Genomic DNA, 18,603 nt, shown 5'->3' with positions numbered 1-18,603 from the left:
GCGGTTCCAGTGCTCACCCCTTCATGCCCGAATGGGCGAGCCCCTCCACGACGCGGCGCTGCAGCACGATGAACAGGATCATCAGCGGCAGCATCGCCATGAAGCTCGCGGCCATCATCACCGGGTAGTCGGTCGTGAACTGGCCCTGCAGGGACGTCAGCCCCACGGCGAGAGTCGTCTTCTCGTCGTAGGTGGCGGCGACCAGCGGCCACATGAGGTCGTTCCACGAGGCGAGCGCGGTGAGGATCGCGACCGCGCTGAGGGCGGGTCCCGAGAGCGGGAACATGATCCGCCAGAACGTCTGCCACGGGTTCGCGCCGTCCAGGCGCGCCGCCTCCTCGAGGGAGGCGGGCATCGACAGGAAGTGCTGGCGCATGAGGAACGTGCCGAACGCGCTGAAGACGCCCGGGGCGGCGATCCCGGCGATGGTGTTGAGCAGCCCCAGGTTCTGGATCACCCCGTACTGCGGGATGAGGTAGATCTGGTACGGGACCATGAGGATCGAGAGCACCAGCGCGAACACGAGGTTCTTCCCGCGGAACCTCATCCGCGCGAAGGCGTAGCCGGCCAGGGTGCACAGCAGCAGCTGCCCGATCACGCGGGCGATCGTCACCAGCGCCGTGTTCACGAACTGGTGCAGGAAGGGCACCTGCTCGAAGACCGCGGGATAGTTCTTCCACTGCGGCGTCGCGGGCAGCCAGCTGGGCGGCACCGAGGTGACCTCCGCCTGCGTGGACAGCGACATGTTGATCTGCCACAGGAACGGGAACACCATGAGGATCCCGCCGATCAGCAGCACCGCATGGGTCGCCCATCGGGGCCGACGGGCGCGCGGCCTCGAGCGGGCACGGTCGGGTGCGGTCGTGCGGGCTGACGTGCGTGCGGTCGTCGGCGCGGGCGTCTCACTCATAGTGGACCCACCTCCTCTGCAGGCGGAACTGCAGCAGCGTGAACGCTCCGATGATCGCGAGGATGAGCAGGGCGATCACGGAGGCGTAGCCCTGGTTGTTCTGGCGGAAGGCCTCGGAGTAGAAGAGGTACACGAGCGACTGGGTGTCGGCCATCGCCGGGTTGGCCTGGCCCATCATCGCGAAGAGCAGGTCGAACAGCTGGAAGCCGTTGATCGCGGTGATGATGGACAGGAAGAAGATGCTGGGCGTCAGCAGCGGCACGGTGACCGAGAAGAACTGGCGCACGGTGCCGGCGCCGTCGAGCTGCGCGGCCTCGTACAGCTCGGCGGGGATGCCACGCAGCCCCGCACCCAGGATGATGATCGCGAGCGGCAGGCTCGACCACAGGCCCACGATCGAGACCGCGAGCAGGGACCACCAGGGAGCGGTCACCCAGTAGGGGCCGTCGATGCCCACGAGAGAGAGCACCCAGTTGACCAGGCCGAACTCCTTGTTGAAGATCATCCGCCACACGAGCGAGACGGCGACCGGCATCGAGACGGCGGGCAGGAAGAACAGCACCTGGTAGAGGCGGGCGAAGCGCAGGCCCTTCTGGTTCAGCAGCGAGGCGATGCACACGGCGAGCGGGATGCCGCACAGCACGATCACCGTGTAGATGAGAGTGTTGAGGACGGCCCGCGGGATGAAGGAGTCCTGGAGCAGCTGCGCGAAGTTCGCGAGTCCGTTGAAGGTGCGCCCGCCGAAGGGCCCGAACACCGTGAAGGAGTTGATGAGGGTCGCGAGGATCGGCCAGAAGTAGAAGACGGCGACGCCGATCAGCAGGGGGCCGAGGAACACGAGCGGCCACCAGCCGTCGGTCCCTCCGCGTCTGCTGCGCGGCGCTGCCGAGGCGGTCTCATGACTCATCGGCGAGCACTCCGTCCATGCGATCGGCGAGATCCTCCGCGGTCTCGACGACATCCCCGGGGCCGCCGACGATCTTGGGGAGCAGGAGCTCCTCGAGCTGGTTCCAGGCCGAGGTGTTCTGCGAGACCGGGTAGGGCAGGGCGGTCTTGGCGGCGTCCACGAAGAGTTCGAGGTCGAATCCCGGGAGGGCGTCGAAGAAGCTGTCGTTGGTGCCGATGAACGCGGGGTTCGCGGCGCCCGCGGCGCCCTGGATGCGGGCCGCCTTCTCGGACCCCAGGAAGGACAGGAACGCCGAGGCGGCGGGCTTGTGCGTTCCGTGCGCGCTCATCGCATAGCCGATGCCGTGGATGACATTGCCCTCCTGCGTCCCGTGCAGCAGCGGGGCGGCATCGATCTGCTCCTTGACCACGGAGTCCTGCAGCACGGCCGCCTGCCAGTTGCCGGAGGTCATGAGGGCCGCGCGGCCGTCGCTGAAGAGGTCCTGCGGACGATTCTCGGTGGTGTACCGGACGTCGGGGGCGATGTCGTCGTCGATCATCCCGCGCAGGAACTCGAAGGCCTCGAGCGTCCCGGGGTCGTCGTACCCGGAGGTCGTCTTGTCCTCGGAGACGATGAAGCCGCCGGCCTGCAGTGCGAGCGGGTAGATGTAGGCCTGGGTCTCGATGCCGCCGGGATTTCCCCAGATGCGGTCGGACCGCAGTTTCCGGGTCACCTGCTCGGAGGCGTCGCGGTACTGCTGCCAGCTCCAGGAGCCGTCGGGCGCGTCGACGCCCGCCCGGTGCAGCAGCTCCCGGTTGTACCAGAGGCCGATGGTGTCGAAGTCCTTGGGGATCGCGCAGGGCTTCGCGTCGTACGTGTAGAGGTCGACGAGGTTCTCGGGATAGTTCTTCGGGTCGAACCCCTCGAGATCGCTGAGGTCCTGGAGGAGTCCGTGGGAGGCGTAGAGCTCGAAGTTCGGGCCGTTGATCCAGAACACGTCGGGCAGGTCGTCGCCCGTGGCCTGGATGCGCAGGCGCTCGAAATAGCTCGCGTAGGCGGCGATCGACATCGTCACCTCGATGCCGGGGTAGTCCTCGTGGAAAGCGTCGATGATCTGCTGCATCGCGGGGGCCTGGGCGGCGTCCCAGATCTGGAAGCTGATCGAGTCCTTCGCGCTCCTCGCGGCCATCGCGCCGAGCTCCGGGGAGGCTCCGCCGCCTCCCGAGGAGCATCCGGAGAGCGCGAGCGCTCCGCCTGCCGCGGCGAGGCCTGCGGCTCCTAGCAGGGTGCGTCTGCTGGTCACGCCCACTCCTTCGTGCTCATGGTCCGGCGATCGTGAGGACGGCGCCGACGACGGATCCACCGTAGGGCATCACCGGAGTCCGCGTGAATCGCTTCACCTGTGGTGATACGGCCGGCTCCCAATAAATCTCTCGACCCCGCTCCCCCGCCCGCCGTACGGTGCTGCTCAGCGTCGGCCGCCATGCGCCGACCCCGAGGGGAGGAGGACCCGATGGTTGCCACCGTGCTGACCCCTGCCGTCCTCCGCTCCACCTCGACCTGCTGACCCCGCACAGCCCGCGCACGACGCTCTCCTCCGCGGTGAACCCCGCGCCGCCGGGCCGCAGGTCCCCACCTCGGGAGAACCCCACATGGCACCGTCCTTCGACTGGGACACCTTCTATACGACCTCTCTGGTCACCGCCGGCGTGACCGACGACGACCTCCCCTGCGACCCCGACGAGCCCGGCCCCGACCAGCGCTGGTCCACCTGGCCCGAGACCGCCCACACCCTGGACCGCGGCCCGCAGCCGTTCCCCGCCTGGGTGGTCCAGCACGAGGGAGCGATCGACACCGAGCTCGGCGTGCTGAAGACCGGCAAGGAAGCCGACGCCTTCCTGCTCGAACGCGCCCTGCCTCCTGACCTCCGCACGGGCGCGACCGGCGAGGCGATCCTCATGGTCGCCAAGCGCTACCGCACCGACGAGCACACCTCCTTCCACCGCTCCGCCCAGTACACCGAGGGCCGCCGGGTGACCGATTCCCGCGAGGGCCGTGCGATCGCGCGCGGCAGCGCCTTCGGCAAGCGCGCGGCCGCCGGGCAGTGGGCGCGCGCCGAGTTCGACACCCTCTCCCGGCTGCACGCCGCCGGTCTCGCCGTGCCCTACCCGGTGCAGATCCAGGGCACCGAGGTGTGCATGGAGTTCATCGGCGTCGGCGGGGCGCCCGGCGAGCACGTCACGCCCGTCGCCGGGCCCCGGCTGCACGAGCACCGGCCGTCGGCCGAGCGCGCCGCGCAATGGGCCCAGGAGCTGCACGGCTTCGTGCTGCGCCTCGCGGAGCTGGGGCTCGTCCACGGCGACCTCTCGGCGTACAACGTGCTGGTCGATCCGCGCAGCGACAAAGAGCGCCTGGTGGTGATCGACGTGCCCCAGGTGATCGATCTGATCGCGAACCCGAACGGGCCGGACTTCCTGCGCCGCGACTGCGAGAACGTGTGCACCTGGCTGCGCGCCCACGGGGCCGATCCGCGTGACGCGGACGCCGAGAGCTGGTGGACGGAAGCGATGGCGCGGCGCGGATGAACGAGGGCCGCGATCTGGACTCCGTCCGCTTTCCCCCTCTACTATCTTCGTATGCGCGAAGATACGAAGAGATGCACGTTCGACGAGCACAGCCAGTACGCCGACCTCGCGGCGGAGGTGTTCTCGCTGCTCGCCGACGCCACCCGGGTCCGGATCATCCTCGCTCTGCGCGGCGGCGAGCTCACCGTCAACGACCTCGCCGAGCGGGTCGGCAAGTCGCCCACGAACATCTCGCAGCACCTCGCGAAGCTGCGCTGGGGGAAGGTCGTGCAGGCCCGCCAGGAGGGCAACCGCGCCTACTACAGCCTCATCGACGAGCACGCGCGCCAGCTGGTCACCCAGGCCGTCATGCAGGCGCAGCACGTGGTCGGCGGGGTCCCGGAGCACCATCGCGAGGATCTCGCGGGCGGCGCCTGCCCTGGCGGCGGGACCGGCCGAGCGACGGGTGAGGGCGCATGAGCGCCAGTCCCCTGCTCTCGCGGATCGAGCGCACGGATCTCGCGCGCACCGCCTTCGTCGCGGCGTGCGCGATCGCGACGGCCCTGCTGCCCGCGTGGCCGCTCGAGCGGGTGCCGCTGGTCGCCCTCGTCGGCCTCGTGGTGGGGCTCTGGCCGATCCTGCGCGAGGCCTTCGAGGACGTGCGCGCGCGACGCATGAGCATGGAGCTGTCGATGCTGCTGGCGATCGCGGCCGCAGCAGCCATCGGCGAATGGGTGACGGCCCTGATCATCGCCGCTTTCGTGCTCGCAGCCGAGATCCTCGAGGACCTCTCCATGGACCGCGGGCGCGAGGCCCTCACCGACCTCATGTCCTTCCTGCCCGAGACCGTGCAGGTGAGGCGCGGCGGTGCCGGGCGCTCCACGGGTGGTCAGGCCGACATCCGGGAGGTGCCGCTCGCCGAGGTCCGCGTCGGCGACACGGTGCTCGTCTCCCCCGGCGGGCGGCTGAGCGTGGACGGCACCGTGGTCGCGGGGGCCTCCGCCGTGGACGCCTCCCGCATCACCGGGGAGTCGCTGCCGGTGGACGTCGGCCCCGGGGACGACGTCCACGCCGGATCGGTGAACCAGATGGGTGCGCTCGAGGTGCGGGCCGAGCGAGTCGGCGAGGACTCCTCGTACGGCAGGATCGTGCGGGCCGTGCGGGAGGCGCAATCGACCCAGGCTCCGGCGCAGCGCCTGGCCGACCGCCTCGCCGCCTGGCTCGTCTACATCGCGCTCGCGGGCGCCATGGTCACCTTCCTGCTCACGCGCGACCTCACGGCGACGATCTCCGTGATCCTCGTGGCCGGCGCCTGCGGGATCGCCGCCGGCACGCCGCTCGCGGTGCTCGCCGCGATCGCACGGACCGCCCGCACCGGCGCCTTCGTCAAGGGAGGCGCGCAGCTCGAGGCGCTCTCCGCGGTGGACACGGTGGTCTTCGACAAGACCGGCACGCTGACCAGTGGCGATCTCCAGGTCGTGTCGATGCGTCCGGCGCACGGGGTGTCCGCGAAGGCGCTCCTGCGCCTCGCGGGCAGCGCGGAGCTGTATTCCGAGCATCCTGCGGGCCGCGCACTGGTCCGGCGCGCCCGCGAGATGGGGATCGAACTGGACGCGCCGAGCGACTTCACCGCGCTCCCCGGGCGTGGGATCCGGGCCCGGGTCGCCAGCGCACTGGTGGAGATCGGCAGCGGCGAGGGCTCGAGGATCCAGGTGCGGGCCGACGGGGAGCTGCGCGGCTCGATCGAGCTCGCGGACACCGTGCGCCCCGGCTCCGCGCACGCCATCAGCACCCTGCGCAGCCACGGGCTGCGCGTGCTCATGCTGACCGGAGACGATCCGGGGACGGCCCGCGTGATCGGCCGGGAGCTGGGCATCGAGGAGGTCGAGGCAGGTCTGCTGCCAGAGCAGAAGCTCGCCAGGATCGACGCGGAGATCGCCGCCGGGCACCGTCTGGCGATGGTCGGAGACGGCGTGAACGATGCCCCGGCGCTGCTGCGGGCCGACGTCGGGATCGCGATGGGCAGCGGCACCGACGTGGCGCAGGAATCAGCGGGCGTCGTCCTGATCAGCTCCGACCCGGCGGATCTCGCGCGCACCCTGCTGATCGCCCGCCGCGCGCGGCGCATCGTGCTGGCGAACTTCGTCGGCACGATCGCCGTGGACCTGCTCGGGATCGTCCTGGCCGCCGTCGGACTGCTGAACCCACTGGCCGCGGCGCTCGTGCACGTGGGCAGCGAGACGGCGTTCATCCTGAACTCCGCGCGGCTGATCCCGCGCAGGAGGGCTGGGGTCGGGGCCGGCGACCCCGACCCGAGCAGCGATGCGCGCACCATGGCCCACGCAGGCGCTCAGGACTCGGCCCGTCCTTGATGATGCCCGGGCGATCGACCATGCTCGGTGCATGGGGAGGCGCCGATGCTTCCTCGTCCGCGGACTCGCCACGACCGGCGCCGCATGATCGAGACGACTCCGGCACCGACGCCGGCACCGCCCTCTTCGAAACGGAGCCCCGAATGCTCACCCGTCGCCAGACCCTGCTGCTGATGACCGCTCTGGGTCCGGCGTCGGCACTGAGCGCCTGCGGGCCGAATCTCCCCTCGAGGTCGAACAGCGATCCGAACACCGTGCGCACCTACTGGTGGGGCGGGGACCTGCGCCATGAGCTCACGCAGAAGGCGCTCGGGCTCTTCAAGGACGCGCACAGCGGCATCACGGTCACGCCCGAGTACAGCGAGTGGACCGGGTACTGGGACAAGCTCGCGACCCAGACCTCGGGCGGGAGCATGCCGGACCTCCTGCAGATGGACGAGAAGTACATCGACTCCTACGGGACCCGCGGCGCCCTGCTCGATCTGGAGACGCTCGACGACGTCCTCGATCTCTCCGACATGGAGAAGAGCCTCCTCGACACGGGACGGCTCGAGAACGGGACGCTCGTGGGCGCGCCGCTGGGCACGGGGATCCTGTCGGTCGGGGTGAACACCGACATCCTCGAGGCGTCGGGGGTCGACGCGCCCGAGGACACGTCGTGGACCTGGGACGACCTCATGCAGACGTCCGCGCAGATCAGCGAGTGGGCGGCCGACGAGGGCAAGGACATCGTGGGCCTGGACGGCTTCGGGCAGGGCGGCGACCAGCTCGCGGCGTGGGCGCGCCAGTCCGGAGAGCAGGTCTTCCCCCGATCCGACGAGACCCTGGTCAGCCTGGACACGATCGCCTCGTTCCTGGACTACTCGAAGAAGCTCGTCGACGCCCGCGCCGTCCCCTCCGTCTCTGCGCAGATCGAGGACACGGCGGCGGGCGTCGAACAGGGGCTGTTCGGCACCGGAAGATCAGCGTTCCACCTGCAGTTCCACACGCAGATCCAGACGTTCCAGACCTCCTCGAAGGCGCACATGACGCTATGGCGCCTGCCCGCGCTGACCAGCGGCAGCCCCCAGATGGTGAACAAGGCGTCGATGTACTGGTCGATCTCGTCGCGGTCCCGGTCCGCGCAGAACGCGGGCATGCTCATGGACTTCCTGCTCACCGATCCCGGCGCCGCCAAGGCCCTGAAGATCGAGCGCGGGGTGACCGGGTTCCCCGCCGTGCAGGACGAGATCGAGCCCGACCTCGACGAGATCGAGACCATCTGCCTGGACTTCGCGCGCGACATGCAGAAGGAGGTCGCCCCCACTCCGCGGGTCACACCCACCTCCGGTGTCGGCTTCTCCGACGACTTCACCCGGCTGTCGCAGGCCTACTACTTCGGGAACCAGTCCCTCGACGACGCCGCCCAGTCGATCCTCAGCTCGGTGCAGGGCATGCAGTCCTGACCTCCGCCGCGTCGGCGCCGACCGTCACGAGCAGGGATCGACGGACCGGCCCTCGCCTGTCCCGCCGGTCTCGGCTGACTCCACAGCGCCGTCCTCACGCCGGCGCGATCGGCTCCCGCCCCGTGTCCGCGAGATGACGACGACCCCCATCGCCGCGAGCGCGATCAGGCCCGCGCACCACTGCAGGGGCCCCGGCGGCGCCGTCATCCCGAGGAGGGTCGAGACGACGCCGACGAGGATCGGGACGACGAGTCCCAGGAGCGCGTTGAAGGTCGCGCCCGCGCGCACGATGATCCGGTGCTGCAGCAGGTAGACCGGCACGTAGACCACGATCCCGAGCACCACCAGCACGAGCAGTGCGCGCAGGGTGAGGCGATCCCCGCCGAGCATCGCTGCGGCGGCCCAGAGCATCAGCGGGACCACGCCGATCGCGTGGATCGGGAGGATCCTGCGCGCCATGGACCCGTTGAACCCACGATTCGCGCGGGAGAAGGCGACGCCGTACCAGGAGATGAGGAGCATCGCCGCGAGGGCGCAGACCGCACCGGCGAACGGATGCCCGCCACCGCCCTCGCCACCGGGTCGCGCCGCGACGTAGAGAGCGGTCGCGACGACCGCGGCGAGCGTGGCCACGACCTCGCGGCGGTGTGCGCGCGCCGGCCCGCTCGCGGCCTCCATCGCCATCACCACGGCCGGACCGAGCGTGAGGATCAGCGCGGGCATGTCGGGACCGGCGAGGGCGATCGCTGCGGTCGAGGCGATCGTGTACCCGGTGACTCCGGTGAGCGCGAGCAGCACCGTGGTGCGCGCCGGCATCGCCGGCACGGCAGGCGCCGTCGGCACGGCGGGCACTGCGTCCGCGGACGACGCGGCGTGGCCCTGCTCGCCGCCCGTCCGCCCCCTGCGGGAGGCGAGAGAGGCGAGCACACCGAGGCCCATGACGACGAAGACGCTGCGGCCTGCGGAGACGAGAGGGACCGGGGCATCCTGCAGCGCGATGGCGACGAGGATCCAGGTCGAGGCGAGCAGCAGGACCAGCGCGAGGGCCGACAGCAGCAGTGCGCCGCCCACCTCGCGCTCGGTCGCGGGCGGCCCTGCGGCCCTCACGTCGGAGCCCTCCTCACGCCAGACCCGAGCTCACGCCGCGCCCGTGCTCATACCGCGCCCGCGTTCACGCCGTGCCGTCGCGCAGCTGCGCGACGACGCCGAGCAGCCCCTGCATGGCCTTCGCGCGCACGGCGTCGCCCGCCTGGAACGCGGGGTCGAGGACGGCGTTGTAGTAGAGCCCGTCGCCGATCAGCATGATCGCCTCGGCTCGGGCGTCGTCGCCGACCTCCTCGCGGATCAGCGCGAGCCAGCCCTCGCGCATGTCGGCGAAGGCCTGGTGCACGGGGGCGTCGTCCCTGCCGGAGAGGCGGGTCGCGGCCACGAGCGTGCGGTCGAACGGGGTGTCCTCGAAGACGGAGGTGCGCACGAAGTAGGCGGAGGGGCCGTCGGACGCCTCGGCCATGAGCTCGACGTCCTGCGCGGCGCGCTCGCGCATCCGCTCGGCGAGTCCCTCCACGAGGGCCCGCTGGGAGCCGAAGTGGTAGAGCAGCCCGCCCTTGGAGACCCCGGCCTGAGCGGCGACGGCGTCGAGGGTCGCGGCGCGCTCCCCGTCGCGGATGAGGATCTCCTCGAGGGCGTCGAGGACGTCTTCACGTGCGGACATGACTCACACCATAGGCCCCGCTGTTTACTGTACCGTCTGGACGGTTTAGTCTGGAGCGGTCGACGCGAGGCGCCCTGTGCCCGTCGACCCCGCATCTCGCGCGACCCGCACACTCTGCATCCACCGCATCCCGCGCACCCGCCGCACCGAAGGAGGAAGACCATGACCATCACGAGCCCCATCCCGGTGATCGGCACGTCGACCTCGCCGCGACGGCGCTGGGCCGCCCTCGTGGTGCTGATGCTTCCCGTGCTGCTGGTGTCGGTGGACAACACCGTGCTGTCCTTCGCGCTGCCCGCGATCTCCGAGTCGCTGCGGCCGTCGGGGACGGCGCTGCTGTGGATCGTCGACATCTATCCGCTGCTGCTGGCCGGCCTCCTGGTGCCGATGGGCAGCCTGGGCGACCGCATCGGCCGCCGTCGGCTGCTGCTGATCGGCGCCGCGGGCTTCGCAGCAGTCTCCGCACTCGCGGCCTTCGCGCCGAGCGCCCTCGCGCTCATCGGCCTGCGCGCGGCGATGGGTCTGTTCGGCTCCATGCTCATGCCCGCGACGCTCTCGCTGATCCGCAACATCTTCGAGGACCCGCGCGAGCGCCGCACCGCGATCGCGCTGTGGGCGGCCGGGTTCTCGGGCGGCGCGGCGCTGGGCCCGATCCTGGGCGGCTTCCTGCTCGAGCACCTGTGGTGGGGCTCGGTGTTCCTGCTGGCCCTGCCGATGCTGGTGCCGCTGCTCGCGCTCGCGCCGATCCTCGTGCCCGAGTCGCGCGACCCGCAGCCGGGCCCCGTCGACCCGCTGAGCATCGTGCTGGTGATGGCGACCATGACGCCCTTCGTCTGGGCGATCAAGACCGCGGCCGACGCGGGCGTCTCCCTCCCCGTCGTGCTGGCCGCGAGCATCGCCGTGCTCGCGGGCGTCGCCTTCGTGCGCCGCCAGGTCACGCGCGAGCAGCCCATGCTCGACGTGCGCCTGTTCACCATCCCCGCCTTCAGCGCCTCGGTGACGGCGAACCTGCTGAGCGTGTTCTCGCTGGTCGGGTTCCTGTACTTCCTCTCCCAGCACCTGCAGCTCGTGAGCGGTCGCTCCCCCATGCAGGCGGGTCTGCTCCTGCTGCCGGGGCTCGTGGTCACGATCGTGGCCGGCCTGCTCGTGGTGCGCGTGGTGCCGCGGGTCCGCCCCGCTCACGCGATGGCGGCGGGACTGCTCATGAACGCCGTCGGCTACGGGATCGTGCTGGTCACCGGCACGGCCGGGTCCGACGGGGCGCTCGTGCTCGCCTTCGCCGTGGTCGGTGCGGGCGTCGGCACCGCGGAGACCATCTCGAACGACGAGATCCTCGGCGCCGTTCCTGCGCGCAGGGCGGGCGCGGCCTCGGCGATCTCGGAGACCGCCTACGAGACGGGCGCGGTGCTGGGCACGGCGATCCTCGGCTCGATCCTCAACGCGGCCTTCCGCGCGCATGTCGAGGTGCCGACGGCGCTGAGCGGCGGAGCGGCCGACGCCGCCGGGCAGACCCTGGGCGGCGCGACCGACGCGGCCCGCTCGCTGGGCGGCGCGACGGGCGAGGCGCTGCTGAGCTCGGCCCGGGAGGCCTTCGACTCCGGCGTCGCCTATACGGCGGGCGTGGGCGTCGTGCTCATGGTGGCCGCCGCCGCGATGGTGGTCATCGCGATGCGGGAGCGCCGTCCCGCGCGACGCTGAGCCCCTGGGCGACCAGCACGCCCTGCAGCGGCAGGCGCCCGACGGCGATCGCCCGCTGCACCGCGGAGGCGTGCCGGGAGTCCCACGCCATCTGCACGTTCGCGGGGAACACCGCGACGAACAGCGCGACCGAGGCCGCCCCGCCCAGACGCCGGGTGGCGGGCGCCGCCAGCAGCCCGGCGACCGCGAGCTCCGCGACGCCCGAGGCATAGGTGTAGGAGCGGGCCCTTCCGGGCAGCACGGGCGGCACGATGCTGTCGAAGGGCGCCGGCCTCGCGAAGTGCATGACCCCGGCTCCGGCGAGCAGGACGGTGAGGAATCTGCGGGTGCGCGCGGGGTGGCTCATCGCCCCAGGCTATGCCCGCGGGACGGCCGCGCGGTACAGGGGCCGGCCGCGTGGTGCAGGGCCCGACGGCGCAGGGCCCGACGCCGCCGGGTTCACACGGGCCGGGTCCATTCGAGGGTGTGGCGGAAGGCCAGGCGGCGTCGCGCCCTCAGCCCCGGGAGGATCGGGGCGGCCCGTCGCACGATCTCGTCCAGCGGGATGCCGGGGTCCTTGATCGGGGGCTCGTCCCCGTCGTCGACTCCCGGGCCCCGTCGCGCGGGCCAGGGGTGCTTCACCGCGCCGATCAGCGGATTCGTCACCATCGACGCCATCTCCCAGGCCTGGTCGCGCACCGAGGCGGGCGGTGCGAGGCCCACGCAGAGGAAGCGCCCGCCGGGGGCGAGGAGATCCCGCACCCGAGTCAGCGCCTGCTCGAGGTCCAGGTGATGCAGCACCGCGATCATCGTGATCAGGTCGAAGGGCCCCTCGAGGTCCTCGAGGCGCGTGTCCAGGACGTCCACCTGCGGGAGGTCCGCCGTGCGTCGTGCAGCGGCCTCGCGCATCCCGGCGTCGCGGTCGATCCCCGCGACGCGATCGAACCAGGGCGCGAGCTCGGCGAGCAGCCCGCCGCGTCCGCAGCCGACGTCGAGCGCCGCGCGCCGACGCTCCGGCAGCTCATGCAGGATCCAGCCGTGGAAGTGGTCGTTGTGGCTCCACGGGTGCCGGGCGTTCAGGTCGTGCATCACCCGCGACGCAGCGGTGCCGAGGCGGGAGTCGAGGTGATCGCGGAGGCCCATGCGGTCCTACGGTACGTCCCGTCGTCCGCCGGGCATCGACCGTCGCCCGGCCGTCGTCGGCGATCCGCTCGCGCCCGTCTGCCGCGCCTCTGCCCCACCGTCCCGACGCGCGCGGACCACGGCTCTCCGGCATACTGATCCGAGCAGGGAAGGGGGCTCGATGACGCATGACTCCGCGCTCCCGGACACCCCGACACCCCGGCCCACGCGCCGCCGCGCGCTGCAGACCCTCGGTGCAGGGGGCGCCGTGATCGCCCTCGGCGGGCTCGGCGCCGGGGCGCACCGCCTGCTCAGCGCGCATCTGCCGGGCAACGCGGAGATCTCGTTGTACTCGAGCACCGTGGCCGTCGACGGGGATGGCCGGCGCACCCTCCTCGCCCCGCCGTCGGGCTCGGGCTCGGCCGGATCAGCCGACTCCTCGCCCCGCCTCGAGCCCGGCACCCGGCTGCTCGCGGGGACACCCGCCGACTCCCCCGCCGCCCGCCGGGCCGACTCGTTCGTCGGCCGCGCCGAGACCTGGCTCGCCGAGGTCCCCGACGACTTCGCCGATCTCGCGCGCAGCGCGGTCTGGGACCTGTGGACGCTCAGCGACGGCCTGCCGGCCCCGGTCGCCGGCTGGTCGACGAGCTGGCGCTACATCTGGCCCCGAGACACCGCCTTCTGCGCGGTCGCCCTCGCGCGCATCGGCCATGCGGACACGGCCCTGGACCACCTCGCCCATCTGCAGGATCTGCAGTCGGCCGACGGCTGGTTCGAGGCCCGCTACTCGCCCACCACCGGCGAGGCCCCGGACGAGCGCCCCCGCCAGTTCGACGGCACGGGCCTCGCGCTCTGGGCCGCCGCCGAGGTGATCGGCACGCAGTCCGGGAGCGCCCGGGCGTCGGCGCGACGCCGCCTCGATCCCCTGCTCATGACCAGCCGCGACGCCCTGCTGCGCGCCACCGACCACGGCACCCAGCTGCCGCCGGTCTCCCCCGACTACTGGGAGGTCAGCGAGCGCGCGGTGACGCTCGGGATCATGGCCTCGACGCTCGCGGGCCTCGAGGCCGCCGGGCGGCTCGACGGGGAGGGAGCCGAGAGGGACGGGGCGGAGGCATTCCGCCGCGTCCTCGTCACCTCCTTCGGCCCCCATGGCTTCCAGCGCCGAGCCCGCAGCGGCGGCGCCGACTCCGCCCTCGCCTTCCTCGATGCGACCGGCAGCCACGGCATCGTCGGGCCCGACCAGCTGCGCGCGCTGCGCACATCCCTGGCACGGCCCGCGGGCGGCATCGCCCCCGGTGCGCGCTGGCGCCGCGACGGGGTCAGCTGGACGCCCTCGACCTCGCTGCTCGCCCTCGGCCTCGCCCGCGCGGGCGACGCCGACGGGGCGCGCGACCTGCTCGAATGGCTCGATCAGCACCGCACGCGGGACGGGTCGCTGCCGGAGAAGGTTCTCGCCGACGGCTCGCCGGCCGCGGTCGCCCCGCTGGCCTGGACGGCGGCGAACGTCCTGCTCACGCTCGACGCGCTCCGCGAGAGCTGATCACCCGGACCGCGGCGCCGCCCCGGGGCGGAGGGGCGGGCCGGATCTCCGTTGCCCGCTGTCCCGCGGAGTGATTGACTGGTCGTATGACTCAGGCCACAGACCTCATCGCCGAGGAGGCCGAGCGCTTCGCCGACGCCCTGCGCGGACCGGACCCCTCCGCCCCCGTTCCCACCTGTCCCGACTGGACCTCCGTCGATCTGCTGTGGCACCTCACCGAGGTGCACGAGTTCTGGGCCGGCGTGCTGGGCACCGGCGCTCTCACCGAGGACGACGCCGACGCGGTCGACGCCGCGCAGGCGCCGCGCCCCGAGGGCCCCGGCGCCCGCAACCAGCTCGTCGAACGGCGCGAGCAGGCGACCGCCGCGCTCCTCGCGCAGCTCACCACGCGCGGCGGCGCCGAGGCCTGCTGGTCGTGGTTCCCCGCCGACCAGACCGTCGGCTTCACCCGGCGCATGCAGGTGCACGAGGCGACCGTGCACCGCGTCGACGCGCAGCTCACCGCGAACCTGCCCGTCACCGCGATCAGCGAGGACGTCGCGACCGACGGCATCGATCACGCGGTCGGCGTCATGTGGGCAGCGAGCTGGGACTGGATCCCCGAGTGGGCGGAGGTCGAGCCGCTCGCCGTGCTCACCCTGCAGGTGCGCGACGGCCAGGGCGACGGGACCGGCGCGGGCATCGAGGTCGAGATCGCGCGCTGGCACGGGACCCGGCCGCGCGACGGTAAGGAGCTCTCGCAGCTGCTCGGCCGCCCGCTGTCCGCCGGAAGCCAGGGCAGCAGGGACGCGTCGTCCGACACCGTCGGCGCCCTGCCCCGCGCGGTCGCGAGCGGTCTCGCCCCGGCGCTCTACCTGTGGCTGTGGGGCAGGGAGCGTGCGCTGGACGTGCTCGAGGACGGCCAGCAGAGCGTCGACCTCACGGGGGATGCGGCGGCCGTGCGGGCGGTGCGGGAGCGCGTCGCCCAGGGCGTGGACTGAGCGCGAGCGGGCGCGTTCACGCGCCTGCGGGCTCGGGCAGCAGGCTCTCGAGGGCCTCGGCGACGCCGTCGGCGCTGTTCTCGGCGCACACGCGATCGGCGACCGCGAGCACGTCCGGATGGGCGTTCGCGACGGCCCAGCCGGTGCCCGCCCACTCCAGCATGGGGATGTCGTTGGGCATGTCGCCGAAGGCCCAGACCTCGCCCGCGCTGATGCCGAGGTCCGCGCACCATGTCTCCAGGGCCCGCGCCTTGGTCACGCCCGACGGTCCGATCTCGGCGAGACCGCCCTCGCACGAGGTCGACAGCAGCGCCATGTCCCCGAGCAGCACCCGGACCCTCGCCAGGAACTCCCGCTCCCCCAGCTCGTCGCTGCGGGCCAGGAGCTTCCCCACAGGGCCGGGGACCTCTTCGATCGGGCCGACGGACGCCGCCTCCGTGCGCAGCACACCCGCCGGGGTGCCGCCCAGATAGTCGGGTTCGCGGTGCGCGCCGCCGGCGAGCTCGGCGCTGAAGCGGATGCCGGGGATCTGGCGCAGCCGCGCCGCGATCTCCTGCACCGTTCCCGGCGCGATCGCGTGGTGGCTGCGCACGCGCCGGTTCGCCGCGTCGTAGACGAAGGCGCCGTTCAGGCAGAGCACCACGCCGTGGGCGCCGGTGATCCCCGCCAGCGCGTCGACCCAGCGCGGCGGGCGTGCCGTGACCAGCACCGTCTCGATCTCGTGGTCCCACAGGGCCCGCCAGGTGCGGGCGGTGCGCTCGGTGAGGGCGCCCGCGTCGTCGAGCAGAGTGCCATCCAGATCGGAGGCGACCAGACGGACCGGGGACATGCCCCGAGTCTACGGGCGACTACGGCCCGGCGGGCGTGCTCGGAGAGGTCTCGTGACCCGCGTCCCTCCGGCCCAGGATCCTGCGCCACCAGGAGGTTCGCCGCGGTGACGCGGCGGCCGACGCGCGGTCCGCCTCGAACTGCGCGCGCTCCTGCTCCGCCCGCGCCGTGCGCAGCTCCAGCCAGCGCGCCAGCGCCTCGTCGGTCTCCAGGGTCGGGGAGATCATGCGGGCCATGGGGTGTTCGAGCCGGTCGTCCATCACCCGCTTCGTGAAGTCCTCGGCGTAGGCGCGGACCGCCGCCTCGTCGGGGAGCTCGACCAGGGTCTCGTCGCGCGCCGCGTACTCGCGTCGCAGCACCACCACCGTGGGCAGCATCGCGGACGGATCGACCTCGCCCTCGGCGATGCGCTGCTTGATCCACCAGTCGGGGTCGTGATGGGTGGGCAGCTTCAGGGGCTTGCCGCTGCCGGGGAGATCGTCGAAGTCGCCGCGGGCCATGGCCTCCTCGATGGCGCCGTCGACCCATTTGCCGTCCCGGATCATCTGAGCCTCCTCGCGGGTGGGTGCACTCTCTGCTGCTCGCGTCGCGTCGTCGCGCCTCGGGTGCATCCTCGTGTCCGATCCTCTCGCGGCGTCGAGCCGGAGTCCAGGGAGGCTGGTCGAGGCGTCGGCGAGGGGCCCATCGAGCATCTGGCGGGTGCCTGTCGGGGATTCGTCGGACTGCGCGTGATCGCGCCCGGTGGGATATCCGATGGACCCGCGACATGCGGGTCCGTAGCGTCCGCGGGGTGAGCGTGCACGAGGACGAGATCCCGCTGACGGCCGAGGTCGTCGCCGAGCGCCTCGTCGCTCAGCGACCGGATCTCGCGGAATGTCCACTCCGCATCCTGCCCGCGGCCGGCACGACCAGCCACATCGTGCGGATCGGCGACTCCCTCGCGGCCCGTTTCCCCCGTCGGCGGGGCGAGGTGGAGCAGGTGCGTCGGGATCTCGAACGGGAGCAGCGCGCGATGGCGGAGTTCGCCCGTGCGAGCCCGCTGCGCGCGCCCGTCCCGGAGGGGGTGGGAGATCCGGGGCCGGGGTTCCCGCTCCCCTGGACCCTGCAGACCTGGGTGCCCGGGACCTCGGCGACGCCGCGCGGGCTCGAGCACCGCGCCACCATCGCCCGCCAGCTCGCCGCACTGATCGGGACACTGCGCGACGCGGACCCTGGTGAGCGCCGGTTCTCCGGGAGCGGCCGCGGCGGCCGCCTGGCGGACCACGACGACTGGGTCGCCCACTGCCTGCACCGCAGCGAGCACCTGCTTCCCGTCGACCGGCTCCGCCGGATGTGGGAGCGCGCCCGCTGCCTCCCGCGCGAGGACCCCGACGCCCTGTGCCACGGCGACCTGATCCCCGCGAACCTCCTGGTCGATGGGGTCGACGGGACCGGCACCGCACCCCGCCTGGTCGGTGTGCTGGACACTGGTGGATTCGGACCCGCCGATCCCGCACTGGACCTCGTGGTCGCCTGGCACCTGCTCGATGCGGAGAGAAGGTCGGTGCTGCGCGAGCAGCTGAGGGCATCCGATCTGCAGTGGGCGCGTGGGGCCGCCTGGGCGCTCGAGCAGGCGCTGGGACTGGTCTGGTACTACGAGAGCACGCTGCCGGCGATGGCCGACCTCGGCCGCACGACGCTCGGGCGGCTGCTGGAGGACCCCGTGCTGGCGTGACGCGAGACGGATCAGGCGAGGAGCCCGTCGCGCCGGGCGCGACGCAGTCCCTCCAGCCCCATCACGACGAAGGCGGGCTTACGGAGGATCTGCTCCCCGAGCCGGTTGCCCTCGGCGGGCGCGAGGCGGGCCGCGAGATCAGGGCGCAGGGTGCGCAGGAACCCCTCGGCGCGCACGGAGTGCAGGGGGTCGCTCGCGAGCACGATGCGATCGGCGTCCTCGAGCAGCGGGAGCACGTTGCGCACGTTCTGCCAGGTGGTGACGCTCTCATCCTCGAGGACGAGGGGCCCGGAGTAGCCGCGCTCGGCGCGTGCGAAGCGGGCCATGTGCTCAGCCTCGGAGATCTCTCCGTGCACGGCGCCGCCGGCCAACACGAGCAGGCTCCTGGCTGCCCGCGGGTCCCGGGAGCGCAGGCCCACGTCGACCCGCCAGCGGTTCACCGCGTTGATGCGGCGGCCGGGATTGCCGTAGCCCAGCACCACGATGACCTCGCGGAAGGTCTCGCTCTCGCCCCTCGGGCCCTCCCCCGTCGGCCCTGCGCCCGTCGGTCCGTCTCCCAGCTGCGCGCGCTCGGCACGAGCCGCGCGGGCGGAGAGGATCTCTCCCGCGGCGAGGACGCCGGCGGCGAGGAGCACGAGTCCCGCGCCGACGACGGGCAGGACCGCGACCGGCCGCGCACCGACCGGCGTGCCGCGCAGCGCGCGCCGTTCACGGCGGGCGCTGCGTCGGAAGCAGCGGGGGCGGACCTGCGATGCGGAGGGCACGCAGTGATCGTACGGTCGCGATCCGGGGCCGACGAGGGTGTTCAACCCTCGTTCACCTGTGCATCAGGCACCCGTGGCGGTCGGGGT

The 18,603-nt window shown here is 72.5% G+C and carries 18 protein-coding genes; 8 read left to right on the top strand and 10 right to left on the bottom strand.

The features are described from left to right. Positions 1 to 13: 13 nt before the first annotated feature. Genes M4486_RS17360 through M4486_RS17350 form a run of 3 tightly spaced genes read right to left on the bottom strand, consistent with a single transcriptional unit; the run spans position 14 to position 3,099 of the window. Positions 14 to 910 (bottom strand): carbohydrate ABC transporter permease, encoded by an 897-nt coding sequence (locus M4486_RS17360; RefSeq protein ID WP_249478578.1) that lies wholly within the window; start codon positions 908 to 910, stop codon positions 14 to 16. After that, complete coding sequence (locus M4486_RS17355; protein ID WP_249478577.1) at positions 903 to 1,817, bottom strand: carbohydrate ABC transporter permease; 915 nt, start codon at positions 1,815 to 1,817, stop codon at positions 903 to 905. Before M4486_RS17355 ends, M4486_RS17360 begins: the two co-directional genes overlap by 8 nt. Further along, on the bottom strand, positions 1,807 to 3,099 hold the full coding sequence (locus M4486_RS17350; RefSeq protein ID WP_249478576.1) for an ABC transporter substrate-binding protein: 1,293 nt from the start codon (positions 3,097 to 3,099) through the stop codon (positions 1,807 to 1,809). Before M4486_RS17350 ends, M4486_RS17355 begins: the two co-directional genes overlap by 11 nt. A 349-nt stretch (positions 3,100 to 3,448) precedes the next feature. Here M4486_RS17350 and M4486_RS17345 point away from each other — a divergent pair, with 349 nt between their 5' ends. The 4 genes from M4486_RS17345 to M4486_RS17330 all read left to right on the top strand — a co-directional run bounded on the left by M4486_RS17345 (position 3,449) and on the right by M4486_RS17330 (position 8,177). Next, positions 3,449 to 4,381 carry a serine protein kinase RIO gene (locus M4486_RS17345; RefSeq protein WP_249478575.1) on the top strand — a complete coding sequence of 311 codons (933 nt, stop codon included), beginning with the start codon at positions 3,449 to 3,451 and terminating at the stop codon, positions 4,379 to 4,381. 51 nt (positions 4,382 to 4,432) lie between these two features. Further along, a complete protein-coding gene (locus M4486_RS17340; RefSeq protein WP_249478574.1) occupies positions 4,433 to 4,840 on the top strand; it encodes an ArsR/SmtB family transcription factor in 408 nt (135 codons plus the stop codon). Next, positions 4,837 to 6,732 carry a heavy metal translocating P-type ATPase gene (locus M4486_RS17335; protein WP_249478573.1) on the top strand — a complete coding sequence of 632 codons (1,896 nt, stop codon included), beginning with the start codon at positions 4,837 to 4,839 and terminating at the stop codon, positions 6,730 to 6,732. Before M4486_RS17340 ends, M4486_RS17335 begins: the two co-directional genes overlap by 4 nt. A 143-nt stretch (positions 6,733 to 6,875) precedes the next feature. Then, positions 6,876 to 8,177 (top strand): ABC transporter substrate-binding protein, encoded by a 1,302-nt coding sequence (locus tag M4486_RS17330; RefSeq protein WP_249478572.1) that lies wholly within the window; start codon positions 6,876 to 6,878, stop codon positions 8,175 to 8,177. Positions 8,178 to 8,201: 24 nt separating this feature from the next. Here the strand turns inward: M4486_RS17330 and M4486_RS17325 are convergent, their stop codons facing one another. Continuing rightward, entirely contained in the window at positions 8,202 to 9,284 is a 1,083-nt protein-coding gene (locus M4486_RS17325) for a hypothetical protein (protein WP_249478571.1), read from the bottom strand. Between the two features lie 64 nt (positions 9,285 to 9,348). Next, entirely contained in the window at positions 9,349 to 9,888 is a 540-nt protein-coding gene (locus tag M4486_RS17320) for a TetR/AcrR family transcriptional regulator (protein ID WP_246482953.1), read from the bottom strand. 162 nt (positions 9,889 to 10,050) lie between these two features. Here M4486_RS17320 and M4486_RS17315 point away from each other — a divergent pair, with 162 nt between their 5' ends. Beyond that, positions 10,051 to 11,586, top strand: coding sequence for an MFS transporter (locus tag M4486_RS17315; protein ID WP_249478570.1), 1,536 nt, complete (start codon positions 10,051 to 10,053; stop codon positions 11,584 to 11,586). On the opposite strand, the gene M4486_RS17310 is transcribed toward M4486_RS17315, so the two are convergent. Together M4486_RS17310 and M4486_RS17305 are read right to left on the bottom strand one after the other, a co-directional pair. After that, positions 11,549 to 11,932: a DoxX family protein gene (locus tag M4486_RS17310; RefSeq protein WP_249478569.1), complete on the bottom strand. Its 384-nt coding sequence runs from the start codon at positions 11,930 to 11,932 to the stop codon at positions 11,549 to 11,551. The genes M4486_RS17315 and M4486_RS17310 overlap by 38 nt on opposite strands. Before the next feature lie 92 nt (positions 11,933 to 12,024). Further along, positions 12,025 to 12,708 carry a class I SAM-dependent methyltransferase gene (locus M4486_RS17305; RefSeq protein WP_249478568.1) on the bottom strand — a complete coding sequence of 228 codons (684 nt, stop codon included), beginning with the start codon at positions 12,706 to 12,708 and terminating at the stop codon, positions 12,025 to 12,027. A gap of 160 nt (positions 12,709 to 12,868) precedes the next feature. Here M4486_RS17305 and M4486_RS17300 point away from each other — a divergent pair, with 160 nt between their 5' ends. After that, positions 12,869 to 14,230 (top strand): glycoside hydrolase family 15 protein, encoded by a 1,362-nt coding sequence (locus M4486_RS17300; protein WP_249478567.1) that lies wholly within the window; start codon positions 12,869 to 12,871, stop codon positions 14,228 to 14,230. Between the two features lie 86 nt (positions 14,231 to 14,316). Further along, on the top strand, positions 14,317 to 15,210 hold the full coding sequence (locus M4486_RS17295; RefSeq protein WP_249478566.1) for a maleylpyruvate isomerase N-terminal domain-containing protein: 894 nt from the start codon (positions 14,317 to 14,319) through the stop codon (positions 15,208 to 15,210). Between the two features lie 16 nt (positions 15,211 to 15,226). Here M4486_RS17295 and M4486_RS17290 read toward each other — a convergent pair whose 3' ends face one another. Both M4486_RS17290 and M4486_RS17285 read right to left on the bottom strand, forming a co-directional pair. Beyond that, on the bottom strand, positions 15,227 to 16,039 hold the full coding sequence (locus M4486_RS17290) for an HAD family hydrolase (RefSeq protein ID WP_249478565.1): 813 nt from the start codon (positions 16,037 to 16,039) through the stop codon (positions 15,227 to 15,229). A 19-nt stretch (positions 16,040 to 16,058) separates the two neighbouring features. Further along, a complete protein-coding gene (locus tag M4486_RS17285; RefSeq protein ID WP_249478564.1) occupies positions 16,059 to 16,583 on the bottom strand; it encodes a DnaJ family domain-containing protein in 525 nt (174 codons plus the stop codon). A 245-nt stretch (positions 16,584 to 16,828) separates the two neighbouring features. On the opposite strand from M4486_RS17285, the gene M4486_RS17280 reads away from it, so the two are divergent. Then, a complete protein-coding gene (locus M4486_RS17280) occupies positions 16,829 to 17,752 on the top strand; it encodes a phosphotransferase (RefSeq protein WP_249478563.1) in 924 nt (307 codons plus the stop codon). Positions 17,753 to 17,763: 11 nt separating this feature from the next. Here M4486_RS17280 and M4486_RS17275 read toward each other — a convergent pair whose 3' ends face one another. After that, positions 17,764 to 18,516: a YdcF family protein gene (locus tag M4486_RS17275; protein ID WP_249478562.1), complete on the bottom strand. Its 753-nt coding sequence runs from the start codon at positions 18,514 to 18,516 to the stop codon at positions 17,764 to 17,766. Positions 18,517 to 18,603 lie beyond the last annotated feature (87 nt).

Source organism: Brachybacterium kimchii (genome assembly GCF_023373525.1).
Taxonomy (GTDB): Bacteria; Actinomycetota; Actinomycetes; order Actinomycetales; family Dermabacteraceae; genus Brachybacterium; species Brachybacterium kimchii.
Note: the sequence above shows the minus strand (reverse complement) of the source record. Positions and strands in the feature narration are given on the sequence as shown.